The organism is Sphingomonas sp. (assembly GCF_050725575.1).
Lineage (GTDB): Bacteria > Pseudomonadota > Alphaproteobacteria > Sphingomonadales > Sphingomonadaceae > Sphingomonas.
Genome location: NZ_JBOHHW010000001.1, coordinates 209,419 through 223,949, shown reverse-complemented (window position 1 = coordinate 223,949; position 14,531 = coordinate 209,419). Strand labels below are relative to the sequence as shown.

The 14,531-nt window shown below is 65.6% G+C and carries 10 protein-coding genes; 4 read left to right on the top strand and 6 right to left on the bottom strand.

Translation table 11 applies throughout. The annotated features are described in order from the left end of the window. The first annotated feature begins 88 nt into the window (after positions 1-88). Positions 89-1,564, top strand: coding sequence for a hypothetical protein (locus ACRECS_RS00880; RefSeq protein ID WP_431581066.1), 1,476 nt, complete (start codon positions 89-91; stop codon positions 1,562-1,564). Positions 1,565-1,625: 61 nt separating this feature from the next. On the opposite strand, the gene ACRECS_RS00875 is transcribed toward ACRECS_RS00880, so the two are convergent. From ACRECS_RS00875 to ACRECS_RS00850, 6 genes are read right to left on the bottom strand one after another with little or no spacing between them, the layout of a single operon-like run. Continuing rightward, on the bottom strand, positions 1,626-3,527 hold the full coding sequence (locus ACRECS_RS00875) for an asparagine synthase-related protein (protein ID WP_431581065.1): 1,902 nt from the start codon (positions 3,525-3,527) through the stop codon (positions 1,626-1,628). Further along, on the bottom strand, positions 3,524-3,787 hold the full coding sequence (locus ACRECS_RS00870; RefSeq protein ID WP_431581064.1) for a PqqD family protein: 264 nt from the start codon (positions 3,785-3,787) through the stop codon (positions 3,524-3,526). The genes ACRECS_RS00875 and ACRECS_RS00870 overlap by 4 nt, the downstream gene beginning before the upstream one ends. A 15-nt stretch (positions 3,788-3,802) precedes the next feature. Next, on the bottom strand, positions 3,803-4,681 hold the full coding sequence (locus ACRECS_RS00865) for a sulfotransferase domain-containing protein (protein WP_431581063.1): 879 nt from the start codon (positions 4,679-4,681) through the stop codon (positions 3,803-3,805). Beyond that, positions 4,665-5,516 (bottom strand): hypothetical protein, encoded by an 852-nt coding sequence (locus ACRECS_RS00860; protein WP_431581062.1) that lies wholly within the window; start codon positions 5,514-5,516, stop codon positions 4,665-4,667. The genes ACRECS_RS00865 and ACRECS_RS00860 overlap by 17 nt, the downstream gene beginning before the upstream one ends. A gap of 34 nt (positions 5,517-5,550) precedes the next feature. Continuing rightward, complete coding sequence (locus ACRECS_RS00855; RefSeq protein WP_431581061.1) at positions 5,551-7,557, bottom strand: sensor histidine kinase; 2,007 nt, start codon at positions 7,555-7,557, stop codon at positions 5,551-5,553. Next, positions 7,544-8,212 carry a LuxR C-terminal-related transcriptional regulator gene (locus ACRECS_RS00850; RefSeq protein ID WP_431581060.1) on the bottom strand — a complete coding sequence of 223 codons (669 nt, stop codon included), beginning with the start codon at positions 8,210-8,212 and terminating at the stop codon, positions 7,544-7,546. The genes ACRECS_RS00855 and ACRECS_RS00850 overlap by 14 nt, the downstream gene beginning before the upstream one ends. A gap of 223 nt (positions 8,213-8,435) precedes the next feature. On the opposite strand from ACRECS_RS00850, the gene ACRECS_RS00845 reads away from it, so the two are divergent. The 3 genes from ACRECS_RS00845 to ACRECS_RS00835 are packed head-to-tail and all read left to right on the top strand — an operon-like array spanning position 8,436 to position 14,483. Further along, positions 8,436-10,214 (top strand): ShlB/FhaC/HecB family hemolysin secretion/activation protein, encoded by a 1,779-nt coding sequence (locus ACRECS_RS00845; RefSeq protein WP_431581059.1) that lies wholly within the window; start codon positions 8,436-8,438, stop codon positions 10,212-10,214. Positions 10,215-10,229: 15 nt separating this feature from the next. Beyond that, the gene (locus ACRECS_RS00840) at positions 10,230-14,297 is read left to right on the top strand and encodes a beta strand repeat-containing protein (RefSeq protein ID WP_431581058.1); all 4,068 of its coding nucleotides are present in this window, start codon (positions 10,230-10,232) and stop codon (positions 14,295-14,297) included. A gap of 21 nt (positions 14,298-14,318) precedes the next feature. Beyond that, positions 14,319-14,483, top strand: a complete 165-nt coding sequence (locus tag ACRECS_RS00835) for a hypothetical protein (protein ID WP_431581057.1) — start codon at positions 14,319-14,321, stop codon at positions 14,481-14,483. The last annotated feature ends 48 nt before the right edge of the window (positions 14,484-14,531 follow it).

Here is a 14,531-nt window from a genome sequence, read left to right as displayed (position 1 = left end):
GGCAGGCATCGATCGTCGGGCTTTCTTGGCGGCGGGTGCCGCCGCCGGGGCCGGCCTTGCTGTTGCGCCCGCGTCTGCCGTCCCCCGCATGCCGGAACATCTCTGGGCCGGGTTCGATTGGGGCAGCGGCCCGCCGGTGCCCGACCGGCTCTATCAGGGGCCGTTCCCGCAATACGGCGCCGGCGCGGTCGTGCCGGGCAGCGAGGTCGTGATGGTCACCAGCCCGTCGCGCGACATCGTCCGCAATCGCGGCATGGGTCTCACCGTCTATATTTCCGGCGACACTGGCCCGCCGCGCATTCCCGGCGAGACGCTGGAAAAGTCGATCGAGGATCTGGTTCGGCTGCCCTTCGTGCAGAAAATATACATTCGCCCCAATTGGCGCGAGGTGCAGCAGCGCCCGGGCCGGCTCGACCTGCCGGACTGGTGGCGGATCAGCTTCGATCTCGCCCGGCGCCACGGCAAGCAGGTCGGTTTCCGCATCATGCTGGAGAATCCCGATTTCGCCGAGCCGGGGATGCCGGCCTTCCTGATCGACAAGGTGCCGTCGGTTCGTCTGAAAGGCACCTGGAAAGGCGACCGGGCGCAGACGCGTTACGCCAAGCGCCATGCGCTGCCGCGCTACGATCACCCGGCCTATCTCGCTGCGTTCGAGGAACTGAACGGATTGCTGGCGGCCGAGCTGAACGGCAGCCCCGATGTCGAATATATGGACACAATGATGTACGGCTTCTGGGGCGAGGGGCATAGCTGGCCGTTCGAGGGGCATGTGTTTCCCAGCGATCTGGTCGCCGCGCAGACCTGGCGGCGAATGCTCGACATTCAGCTTGCCGCATGGAGCAAAACGCCGCTCGTCACCAACACCCAGCCGGATTTCAACCATGTCGGCAACGCCGATATGCTCGACCGCACGGTGCGCAGCGGCAACTGGATCCGCAGCGACACGATCTTCATCGAGAACACGCAGATCGAGGCGCTGAGCAACCGTCCGTCGTGGACCGCGGCGATCAGCGAAGTCGGCATGACCACCGGCGCGCCCGCCGAGCTCGGGCTGGACGACGGCATGACGCAGAATGAACGGATCATCGATCATGTGCTGGCGGTCGGCGCCAATTACTGGTCGGTGTGGAACTGGCACAATGAAGCCGCGGCGAATGTGCTGAGCTATTATGACCGCTTCCCCGCGCCGATCGACGAGGCGGCACGACGCATCGGCTACCGCATCTACCCGTCCTTCATCTGGGCGTTCGAACGTAACGGCCGGGCCGGGCTGGTGATCGGGCTCGCCAATGCCGGCGTGGCCGCTCCGCCGGGCGTGGTGCGCCTAACCGTGCAGGACGCGCTAGGCCGCGATTTGACCAGTGGCAGTGTGGATGCCGGTTGCCCGCGTCCGACCGGCATTCATCAGGCGATGCTGGAGCTGCCGCACGGCTATGGCTGGGAAGGGCTTCGGCTCAAGGCCGAGCTGGAGATCAAGGGCATACGTCACCCATTGCGCTGGGCGTGCCGGCAGCAGCTAAACACGGATTCATCGCTTACGCTGAAGCGGAATATCCGGCCATGATGCCGGCCGGACCAGCCATCGGCCGGCGCTTTCAGGTGCGGCAGGTTCGTCGTGACAACCACTAAATTTGATTGGAACCTTCAACAAACCGTATGAAGCGGGCTGCCGTGATCGCGCGCGGCAAGGCGTGTTGAATCAGGTTCATATTATCGCCGTTCCCGGTGGTTTCGGGTGACCAGGCCTCCAGTGCCGTGCGCAGCTTCGGCAGATCGAGCCGGCGCGACATGGTCGGACTCTTTGCCAAAGTCGCCAGTTCGCCGATCAATGCGCTGCGGTCGCGTGCGATCCTGACTGCCCAGTCAACGGCCTGGCGGCCACGCCGCGTTTCGTTGAGCACCATGTCGGGAATTCTGCCTTGCAGCATCCGGCGCGCCAGCCAGCGCTGCCGGCCGCCGCGCAGATACTGGTCGTCTGGAATGCCCATGCAGAATTCGACCAGCGGACGGTACGCCGTCGGATCGCGACTTGGGATGTCATGGATCAGGTCGAGGCCCTGCCGGATATCGCCCATCTCACTCATCGCATTGCCGAAACCGGCGGCGCGATAGGCGCGGCTCGATCGCCGCGCGCGAAAGGAAATGTCATGACCCATGTCGCGGGCGCGATCCTGCACGCCCATCTCGCGGGCATAATCGGGATCGAGCGGGCACCAGCCATCGAGTGCCCAACTATCGCGCGCCCAGCGTCGATACAGCGCATCGGGCGTGAGCGGCAGCAGTGCCTGTGACGCGAAGACCCGGGCAAGCGAGCGATTGCCGCGCATCGCATTCAGTTCGCGCGCCAGCCGCAGCCATCGGCCGCGCGCGAACCACGACGGAAAAGCGCCCTTACCGTCGAAACTGAACGACAGATTCCCCGCCGCGCCGAGCAGCAGGACATCGCAACCGCGAGCCCTGGCACGTGCACGCAGCGCGTGGATCCAGTGCAGGTTCATGGCGTTGCGTGGTGCTGCGCCGGCCATCAGGAACATCGCGGACAGCTTGTGATCGAATGACAGGCCGGCAGCGTCCAGTGTCTCGGTTTCAAGCATCGGATACATGGCCGCGAGTGCTGCGACATGCTGGCGTTCGTCGCCGAAGAAGGATGGAGGATCGATGCCGTTCCAGCCAGCTTCGGGAACGCTGGTCAGTCCGAGCAGGGGGTGGTCACCGCCGGTCGCCTCGATCGCGAAAGCGGTCACCGCTTGCGAATCCAGCCCGCCGCTCAGGCTGATCGCCGGCCTGGCAAAACCGTCGAGCGACGCCTTTGTCCCTTCAAGCAGCAAGGCGTTCGCCGCGTCGACATAATCCGTATCGCGCTTCAGGCGGATATCGGGCAGCATTGCGCAATCATAATAACGCTGTGTCGTTAGGCGAGCGGGCGTGATTGCCGCATGCGCGCCGCTCGGAATGCGCGTGATGTTGCTGTACCAGCCGCGCTCCTCCTCGAAATAATTCAGGTAGAGGCTGTCGGCGATCTTCTGCTCGTCGATCTGGGGTGCAACCTCGCCGGCGGCGAACACGGCCCGGGCGGTCGAGGCGACGATGACGCGGTCGTGGTCGTGCCAGACATGCAGCGGCGGCGCTTGCAAGGGGGAGCGGGCAAGGCGGACGCGGCGCCCGCCGCGGCTGACCAGGATGGTCGAGAACTGGCCGATCGCGCGCAGATCGATCGCGTCGCCCCACCGCGCATAGCCGGCGGCGTAGAGCGTGGCGGCGTCGCGGGTACCGATCCCGAGATCGCGGCGCAAGGCGTCGGCGTTATCAAGATGGCCGTTGAACAAGATGCACGATCCGCCCGGTGTGACCGCCGGCCGCCATGCCCGCGCCAGGGCAGGTGTCGCGCAATGCGCCGCGAACAGCGCGCCATCGGCACGATGATGCCCGACTGCCACATTGATCCCGGCGCCCAGCGACCGGGTAAGGCGATCGACGATACCCCGATCGACCGGCATGTCGTGCCAGTTGAGATAAAGCGCGATCATGTGGCGATCACGAAGCCCGCGCGCTCAAGCTGGCCGAGAAACGTATCGACCTGGGCGGCGCAGGCATCCGGGGCGATGTCATAGCGGTCGGCCAGCAGCGCTGCGATGGCGGCAGGATCGCGCTGTCCGTCGATCGCTTGCCAGATCACCAGGCCAGTGTCCTTCAAGGCGTTGAACTGGCCGGTATCGGCTTTCATCAGCACCGCCTCGCCATCGATCTCGGTCTCGAGAAATTGCCCGATCGTCTTGCGGAAAGTCATCTGTACGGTCTCCATTCAATCGGCCTCGGCGTATCCGAAGCGGAGCATCACGCCGCGGTGCGCCGATCGGATGCGGTCGGCTTGCGCGGGCGAAAGATGGGCCGGCCAGTCGCCAGCACGTCCGCTGCGGAAAAATGGCGTCGTGCGGCGTGGTGCTTCGCGAAAGCCGCGGTCGTGCTCGGCGGATTGCAGCACCTCGATCCGGCTATGCCGTACCGCCTGGTCGATCCGGTGGCGATCAATGACGCTCTCGGGACGTGCAAAGGTGATCACCCGTGCAAGCGTATCGGCGGTATCGGCCAGCATGTCCTCATAGCGGACGACAAGGACGGGAATGTCGGATTGATCCACCCAGCTCGATACATGGGCGCTCCAGTCGCCGAGAAGCTGCGGGATTTGTGAGGATGTGCGGGCGCCGATCGTCATTGCGGGATCGCATAATTTGGCCACGGCGCGGTCCATGTCGACATGGCCATCGTGAAACGCGTTCGACACTGCGACGTCGAGCGGGTTGCGAATGATATACACCACGACGCCGGACGCGGCGGGGGGGAAGAGCCAGCCGCCATCGTCCAGGCGCTGCTGACGGTCATGGACCTTCAGCCACACCGGCGCCGAATTGCGCCGCGCCATGATCTCATAGGCATGGGGCTGCAGCGCCAGCGCTTCGTGCGGCAACAGGTCACTGCTCGACAGCCCCAGGAAATTGTCGAACAGCCAGCGCGACCTGGCCACGCCCCGGGTCACGCCGGGCGCGTTGATGTCGTGCGGATCGTCGGTTTCGGAGAAATAATTGGCCAGCAGCAACCTGAGCCAGGTGTTGCCCGACTTGGGATAGGAGGCGAGCCAGTCGATGCGGCCGCCAGTGTGGGAGGTCTCAGCCGATGGTGCCACGGATGTCGGCCTCGATCATGGAAATGCCGGTGGCGAAGTCTGCCATCGCGCGCGAGCGGTTGAGCCGCGACATGGCGATTGCGGTGCTGAGGCGAGCGGCGGTGGCGAAATAGCCGGCCTGTTCGGCGATCGCGCTGCAGAATTGCGGGCGATAATAGGACGAGCGCAGCGCGGTGAAGCGGTCCGCCCCGGTGATCGGCGCGATGCCCGGATCGGCGTTGACCACGCTTTCCAGCACATAGAGCCGACGGATCGGCAGCGGCGCGGCATCGAACGACAGCTGATCCGCAACATAGAATTTGTCGAGACCCGGCCGTACTGCCTCATCCGGCCGACGCCCGGTCAGTGTCAGTGCATCCGCCCATAGTTTCAGCCGCTTATGGCCCGGCACTGCCATCACTGCGTCCGGGTCACTCAGGTCGAGGACGAGCACGTCGTCGGAGCAGATCGACAGGCCGCGCTCGGCGAGGGCCGCGACCAATGTCGACTTTCCCTCCCCGGATATACCGGTAAAGGCATAGACCCCACCGTCATGCGATATGGCCGATGCATGGAGCGGGACCAGGCCGTTCAGCCAGGCGATCGCGCCATAGACCGATCCATCGAAGAATAGCCGCACCTCGCCGTCCGTCATGCCGGCGGGGCAGGCATAGACGGTGCCGGCGCCGCGACGATAATGAAAGGCAAGACCGGTCGGCAGCCTGAGCAGGAAGGCGTCGTGCGAAATCTCATAAGTCGGGGTCACGGTCAGCGCGCCGGGCAGGGACGTCGGTACGCCTCCCTCGCATAGCCCTGCCTCGGCCTGCAATCGTGCCATGCCGGCAGCGATGGTCATGTGGATGCGAGGCTCCCCTGTCGCGGCGGCGGATTTACTGGATTGATACATCGCGCGTGCGATCAATGTCCGGCGATGGATCGCTGGCCGGACTGTCGATGTCCGCTGGATTGGCGTCTGAAGGATTGGCAGGAGCGGATGGCTGGCGGATCGGCAGGTAGAGCGTGAATCGGGTGCCCTTGGTCCCGGAGCGGACGTCGACCCGCCCGCCGATCGCCGCGGCACGATGCGCCTGATTATGCAAGCCGCGGCCTTGGCTCGTCACGGCAGGATCGAAGCCCCGGCCATTGTCCGCGATATCGATCATCACCTCGCCGCCCGCGACCCGGGTCGCGACCTTGATCTCGCTTGCGCCGGCATGCTTGACGACGTTGGTAAAGGCTTCCTGCAGGATGCGCAGGATATGCAGCGAGTGGCGCTGGTCGAGCCAGGTGAGCGGCGGCGCCTCGGTCACTTCCCAGCGCAGGCGGATATTGGTGGCCTCAAGCCGGGGCTGAAGCCGGAAGCGCAATGTGCCGAGCAGCAGCAACAGGTCGGTTTCCACCGGTTCCATCGAATCGATCGTGAGCTTGAGGTCGTCAATACAGCTCTTGAGCAGTTCGGCGATCGCGGTGTCGTCGATCTTGCCATGCTCCACCACGCGCAGCGCGCTGACCAGCGACGAGCCGAGCCCGTCATGCATGTCCTGCATCAGGCGCTGGCGCTCGTGATGGATCAATTCGCGCCGTTCGATCTCGCGCCGTTTCTGGTGGCTCGCGAGCAGCTCGGCCTCGCGCTCGGCGAGCCGCTCGGCGAGGACAATATTGGCGCGCTCCACCTCGCCAACTGCGGTCGAATAGCGACTGAGGATGATGTGGCAGAATGCGATGATGGTCGCGATCTGCGCATAGACCGACAGGAAGACATTCTCGATATTGACGAAATTATTCTGCAGCAGCCAGTCATACCCGCCGAGCAACGCGGCGAGCAGGCACCAAGCGGCGAGTGCGCAGCCCTCGAGCGAGCGGACCCGCCAGCTCCAGTACAGCCCGTGCAGGCTCACCACATTGCCGACCAGGAACATCACCGGATACATTAACGGGGCGACCAGGGTCGCGTCCGGCGACCGTCCCAGCAATGGCAGCGTTGCAATGGCGAAGAACGCCGTGACGGCGGCGATGGTCCAGGTCAGCAGGGGCTGGCGGTGGAGGTGAACGCCGATCAGGAACAGATGGACGTTGACGATAATCCACATGATCGAGTTGACGGTCAGCCAGCCGAACCAGGCATCCGAAATCGGCAGCCGATCCAGTCCGACATAATTGTGCATGGTCCGGATGAACGTGGTGACGGTCACGGCGAAGAAGAGCAGGTACAGCCTGTCCTGTCGCCGCCCGAACCACACGAACAGCGCGAAAATGCCACTGGCGAGAAAGATCCAGCTGCCGATATAGGGAAATTCGGCCTGGAAGAAGTTGCGCACCATATAGGCCGGGCCGACTTCGGCATAGCTGCCGACCCACAGGCTCGACAGCGCGCCGCCGATGCCGCGAACATGGCGCAGCCGCACCAGGATATCATGCGGCGGCTTCTGCTCGGCCGTGTCGTCGAATGCGATCCAGAGCGGCAGGTTCGAGCCGTTCCACTGCAGATTGGCATGCGACTGATAGTGGAGCACGCCGTCGACATAGATCGCGATCTCGCCGTCGCTCTTCCAGCGCGGGATATAGAGATAGGCCTCGGTTGGAGGGCGGACGCCGGCGGGCAGGCGGAAATGATACCAGGTCGTCTGGGTGGGGGTGACCGAGGCATCGATGACCTGCTTGGGCAGGATCTTGGGGTGCGGCGCATAGGGCAAATGGACGCGATTCCAGTTCCCCGCGATTGCGCCTGGATCGACGGTGCGGGGCGGACGCGCATAGCCATCGCTATTCTGGACGAGGATGTTCGCCTCGGTCAGGTGGATGCCGCTCGGCCGGCTCACCGCGAAGATGCCGATCAGGCCGGCGACGATCGCCAGTACGACGATCGCGTAGTTGCGGAAATTCCTAAAGAATTCCATGGCTACGAGCTTCGAAAATCGCTTCGGCCTTCGATTTCACTTCGAGCTTCTGGTAGATTCGCCGCACGAAGGTCATGACCGTGTTGCGGGAAATCGACATCAGTTCGGCGATCTCGTCATAGCTGAAGCCCTTGGTGATGAGCTGGAGCGCCTCGCGCTCGCGTGGCGACAGGGGCGTGGCCAGCGGCGGTATCGCCTCGGGCTGCGGCTCGTGCGGGCGAAAGCGCAACAGAATCTGGCGGGCGATACGCGGGCTGATCGGGCTGCCGCCGGAATGAAGGCAGCGTATTTCCTCGGCCATCCTCTGCGCCGAGCTGTCCTTCAGCAGATAGCCGGTGGCGCCCGCCTCGATCGAGGGGATGACGTGCCGATCGTCTGCGAAGGTGGTGCTGACCATGATCCCGCATGTCGGCCAGGCGACATGCGCTGCGCGGATCACGTCGATCCCCGACCCGTCGGGCAAACCCAGATCGACGACGAGAATATCCAGCGGTGGGCGTTCGAGCAGCCTGAAGGCCTGAGCGACATTATGCGCGGTTCCCGCGAGAACCATGTCGCCGGCCGCGCTGACGGCTGCGGCAAAGCTGTCCTGGAACGAGAGATCGTCCTCGACGATTGCGACACGCAAGATAGCCGAGCCGTTGGTCACTGTCATCGGCCGATCCGTTTCCCCGTGGGCGATGCCCTGCCAAATCGCCATTCAACGGCGTGCCCGGGCTCGTTCTACCACAACTCGTTACGGCTCCGTGTCGCTATTTATAGCGATATGGGGATTCGTTTCGGCACCGTAAAAATGGCCGCGAGACGGGGCGTCGGACGCATGAAGTTCGCGACGACAGCTGGTCCGGTCACGGTTCGACCGCCGAGGGGGCGATACGATGCGAGCGGGATTATCATGCGACGGCAGCCTAGCTGGCCGCAGGGCAGTCCGGCATAGACTGCGTCGGCGGGCGGTCGCGGGGGTCGGGCTGCTGGCGGGTGCGTCGGCGGGGATCCCGGCACTGGCGCAGACCGCCAGCCAGATTACCCCGCCGACCTATGCACCCCCCGTCAGGGAGCAGCCGGCAGCGCCACTGGTGCTGCCGGCGGATTCGCTGATGGCACCGCCCGCCGGCGCCGAGGCGCTGTTCGTGACGCCAGGGGGCGTCGAGATCGAGGGCGGAGTATTGTCATCCGTCACCCTGGCCGTGCTCAGCGAAACGCTGGTCGGCAAGCGGGTTAGCATCGCCGCCGTCTTTGCAGCGGCGGGTGCGGCTGAGGCAGCCGAGGCACGGCGCGGCCGCGTCCTGTTGCGGGTCGTGGTGACGCGCCAGGATCTCGCCGATGCGGCGACGATCCGCTTTGCGGTGATCGAAGGATTTGTCGAACGGATCGACTTGTCGGGCGTGCCCGCCGGGGTCCGCGGTCGGGTCGGCGCAGTGCTGGCGGACCTGACCGGGCGCACCGATGTGACGCTGGCGCAGATCGAGCGCCGCTTGACGCTGGCGGCCGAGGTACCCGGACTCACCTTGCGCTCGACGCTTGCGGCCGGCGTGCGGCCGGGCGGTACCGTGCTGAGAATCGACGCCAGCTGGCGTCCGGTCACTGGCTTTGCCACCGTCGACAATACGCTTGGCGACAGCCTGGGGCGCGAGGCGTTCGGGATCGGCATCGACCTCAATTCGATACTCGGGGCGGGCGAGATCATCTATCTGCGCGCCTCCGGCGTCCCGACGCTTGGGCGCGAGACGAGCTTTCTCGACTCCACCCCGCGCAACCGCGCGCTCGCGGCAGGCGCGATCATCCCGGTCGGCAGCAATGGCTTGACGATCACGGTGGAGGGGACCGACGCGCGCACCGCGCCGCGGCACAGCGCGGCGCTGCCCGGTTTTGCCAGCCGGTTTCGCCGTTTGTCGCTCGCGATCCGTTATCCATTCGTGCATCGCCGCGCACTGACGGTCAGTGCCGAGGCGCGCCTTGACGCAGCGGACGAGCGTGTCGGAATCATTACTCCGGCGGTTCTGCCGCTGTCGCTCGATCGGTTGCGGGTCATGCGCACCAGCGTGGATGTGAACGCCTATCTCCCCGGCGGCGGCAGTGCGAGTGGCCGGGTCGAGATGTCGTTCGGGATCAATGGGTTTGGCGCCCGGTCGGCGGCTGACGCGACCGCAATACTGCCATTGTCGCGCGCGGGAAGCGATGCCGATTTCACCAGGCTCGCGCTGTCGGCTGCGGTCGATCAGCCCATTGCCCGGCACCTGGCGCTGGCGCTGCGCGCGCGCGGGCAAACCAGTTTCGGCCGGCCGCTCGGCAATGCGGAGCAGATCGGCGTGGCCTCGCTCGACGCCATCTCGCCTCTGTCCTCGGGCACGCTTCAGGGGGATGCCGGCCATGCCGTTCGCGGTGAAGCCCGGGCGCCCTTTGTGTTCGGGCGGCGCGGCCTGCTCGCTAGCGTCGCGCCCTATGCCTTTGCCGCCGAGGCGCAGGTGCGGCTGATGCAGCCGACCATCGTCGAGCGGCGCAGCACGACCGCAGTCGCTTATGGCGTCGGCCTGCGACTGGCCGGGCAGGCCGCACGCGGTTCCCCGGGCCTGTCGGCAGGCATCGAGCTGGGCCGCGTCCACCGCGACGGAGCCCGCTCCGGGCGCGCTGTTTTTTCGCTTCTCACCCGTTTCTGATCGAGGATAATTCTCATGAATCGCATAGTCTCGCTCGCGCTGCTCGGCTCCACCGCGCTGGTTTCCACCGCTGCCGCCGCGCAGGAACTGCCGACCGGCGGCCAGCTCCAGGCCGGAGCGGCCACCATCACCACGCCCGGGGCAGGGGCGATGCAGATCACCCAGACCAGCGACCGTGCGATCATCAACTGGCAGAGCTTCTCCGTGGGTGCGGGTGGGCGCGTCGATATCAGCCAGCCCGGCGCGACGGCGGCGCTGCTCAATCGCGTGACCGGTAGCACGACCAGCGAGATCGCCGGGCAGATCACCGCCAATGGGCGCGTATTCCTGGTCAATCCCAACGGCATTCTGATCACCTCGACCGGGACGGTTCGGGCGGCTGGCTTCACGGCCTCGACATTGGATATTGCCGATCAGGATTTCATGGCGGGGGCGGACGAGTCGGTCGTCACGGCGGGGCGTTCGGGGCAGGTCAGCTATCTTCGCGGCGGCTTTGCCGGGGCGATGCGCGGTGATGGCAAGGGCCTGGTTCAGGCGCGGGTGCAGTCGCTTGGTACCTCGGGCGAGCAAGCGGTCGACCTTGGCGGCGACGGCTTTCTTCAGGTCCAGGTGCCGTCGGCCGGCATCACGGTCGCGGGACGCATCACTGCAAACGACATCGTCCTCACCGCAGGCACGGCGCGCGACATGGCACGGGGGGTGGTCAATGTCTCGGGCGTCCTCGACGCGACCAGCGTCGCCAGCCATGGCGGCATGATCACGCTCACCGGCGCCACCGTGCAACTGGTCGGCGCCACCCTTGATGCGTCGGGAGCGACGGGTGGCGGCGCGATCCGTCTCGGCGGCGACTGGCAAGGGTCGGGTACGCTCGCCCATGCAACGGAGCTCGAGGTCGATGTCGCGTCGATGATCCGGTCGGATGCGACGCAAGCGGGGGACGGCGGGCGGATTATGCTCTGGTCGGATGAGCGCACCCAGTTTTCCGGGGCGATCAGCGCACGCGGCGCGGTCAATGGCGCTGGTGGCGAGGCGGAAGTGTCGAGCAAGGGCATGCTCGGGTTCAACGGTGCGGTCGACCTGTTCGGTGCGCGGTCGGGCACGCTGCTGCTCGATCCGCGCAACGTCACGATCGTGGCGGGATCGGGCGGCACGCTGCCGGGCGGGATCTACACGCCCGGCGCCAATGATTCGCAGATCGGTGCCACCTCGATCACCAACGCGCTGGCGGCGGGCACCAATGTGACGATCACCACCGGATCGACGGGCGCGCAAGCCGGCAACATCACCGTCAATTCGGCGATCAGCTGGTCAGGCAATGCCGGCCTCACGCTCAATGCCGCCAACAATATCATCGTCAATGCGGCAATCACGGCGACCGGGACAGCCAATGCGGCCAAGACCGTGACGCTGATCGCCGGCCGCGACATCAACACCAGCGCGACCATTTCCACCGTGGCCAATGGCAGCGGCAACGCGATCTCGTTTACCGCAGGACGTAACATCTTGATCGGTGGCGCGATCACCACTCCGGGCACCCTGAGGCTGAACACGACAGGCGGTCTCGGCGCCAGCGCGGGCGGAAATATCAACGTGGGCAAGTTCGTGCAGGTGGCCGGCAGCTGGCGGCAGGTCGCCGCCGTCCTGCCGACTTTCTCTGCCGGCGATTTCCAGGTTGCGGCCGGCGCATCGTTAATGCGCGCGACCTCGGGCGACGGCTCGGCCGCCAATCCTTTTGCGCTGGTCGATGTCTATGGCCTGCAGGGTGTCGGGACCGAAGGATATTATGCCGGCGTCAGCAGCAACTTCATCCTTGCCGGCAATATCGACGCGAGCGGCACCGCCGGCTGGAATGGTGGCGCAGGCTTTGTGCCGATCGGCGGTGTCGATTTAGGCAATGTCTATCAGAACGGAACGTTCGACGGCCGGGGATTCACCATTGCGGGGCTGACCATCAACTTGCCGGGCAAGAACAGCGTGGGTCTGTTCGGTGCGAACGGCACGCTGATCCAGAACCTCCGTCTCACCGGCGCCAATGTCACCGGGGCCTATAGTGTCGGCTTGCTGGTCGGCTCATCCAGTGCCGACTCCATCATCCGCAATGTGTCGGTCTCCGGCACCGTTCATGGTACGATCGACAATAACAGCGAAATCGGCGGGCTGATCGGGCAGAATGCAGGCTTGGTCGACGGATCGTCCGCCAATGTCACCATGGACACCGCCACGGCCTATCAGGTCGGTGGGCTGGCTGGTTCGAACGTCGGCAGCATCACCAATTCCTCTGCCGCCGGAACGGTTTACGGGGCGCAATGGACGGGCGGGCTGGTCGGGAACAATGTCGGCACGATCGACAATTCCCATGCGTCGGCCAGCGTCATCGGCAGCCCCAACGGGATCGCGGGCAATTCCGCAAGCATCGGTGGGCTGGTGGGCATCAACAGCGCCGCGATCAGCAATTCCTATGCCACCGGCGACGTGATCGGCGGCGCTGCGATTGGCGGGCTGGTGGGGCTCAATAGCGGAATCGGACCCGCGTCCATCACGCAGTCCTGGGCAAGTGGCAAGGTCACCGGCTCCAATATGGTGGGCGGGTTGATCGGGAATAATGAGGCCGGCGCGACCGCAATCGGCGTGTATGCGACCGGCGCCGTATCTGCAGGATTTGCCGCTGCCGGCGGGCTGGTGGGCCAGAATCAGGGTTCGGTCAGCAACGCCTATGCGACCGGCGCGGTAAGCGGGCAATCCGTCCTTGGCGGGCTGATCGGCCGGCAGTCGGGCGGCTCGGTCAGCAATGCCTATTGGGACAGCTATTCCACTGGCCGGGCGAGCGCCTTCGGGGCGAATTCGGGCAGCGTGACCAACGTCCTGGCGGTCACGTCTGATCCATTGCAGGCGAGTGCGGCGAACTATGCCTATAAGGCGAGCGCCTATGCCAATCTCGCGGCCGCCAGCGGCATCGGTACCGCGACCCCGGCCGGCTTCGTGTTCGTCGCCGGCAACAGCACGCGGCCATTCCTCGCCTTCGAAGTGCCGACCAGCTTCACCACCACCACCGATGCCAGCGGCCGCCTGGTGATCTCCAACAGCCATCAGCTGCAGCTGATCGGTTACGATCAGGCGCGCCTGTCGGGCCAATATAGTCTGGCCGGCACGATCGATCTGGCCGAAACCGGTGCCATCGTCGCCGGCACGCGCGGCTCTTATTCGGGCATGTGGGCGGGTACCGGCTTCGTGCCGATCGGCACCGATGGCCTCGGCAATGTCTGGAACGGCACCGGCTATTCGCTGCTCGCCAATGTCAGCAGCGGCATTTACGGCTTCACCGGCACGCTCAACGGCAATGGCTTCACCCTGTCGAACCTGCGCATCAATCGCGCCGCGATCAAGAATGTCGGACTGTTCGGCCTGTCCTCGGGCACGCTGAGCGCGCTCAATGTGAGCGGCAGCGTCACCGGCCTGAACGGCGTCGGTGGCCTGGTCGGGATGCTCTATGGCGGCGGGAGCATCAGCGGCAGCACCAGTGCGGTCAACGTTACCGGCAACAATCTGGTCGGCGGCCTGGTCGGCAACCAGAATGACGGATCGAGCATCACGCGGAGCAGCGCCAGCGGCACCGTCACCGGCGCCAGCAACGTCGGCGGGCTGGTCGGCTATGCCTCGGGCGCGGCGATCGACCGGTCGTTCGCGACCGGCGCGGTGATCGGGGCCAACTTTGTCGGCGGCCTGGTCGGCTATCAATATAACTCGGCCGTCGCCAACAGCTACGCCACCGGCGCCGCCACGGCGTCGAACGGCACCGCAGGCGGCCTGATCGGCTATTTCTATGGCGGCAGCCTCACCAACAGCTACGCGACCGGGCTGGTCAGCGGATCGCGAACCGCCGGCGGCCTGATCGGCCAGAACAGCAACGGCGGCATCGTCACCAATTCCTACTGGAACATGACCACCAGCGGCCAGACGACCAGCGCGGGCGGTGCCGGCCGGACCACCGCGCAGCTGCGCGATCCGCTCAACTATACCGGCTGGAACTTCACCACGATCTGGAACGCGCCCAACGCCGGCGCCTATCCGGCACTGCGCCCCTGATCCCTTTTTGCGAGACCGACAATGACCACCAACGACACACCCGACACCGCACCGACGCCCGATGCGCCGAACCCAAAACTGCCCTGGACAACCCCGCGCCTCGAAACGCTGGGCAGCATGGGCGACGCCATGCAGAACATGACGCAGCCGCCCAATGACGGGTCGGCGTCGCCTAGCGTATCGTGAGTAGGTTTAGTCGCGCGCGCTGGCGCACTGGGCGCGGGGCTGGCGGCC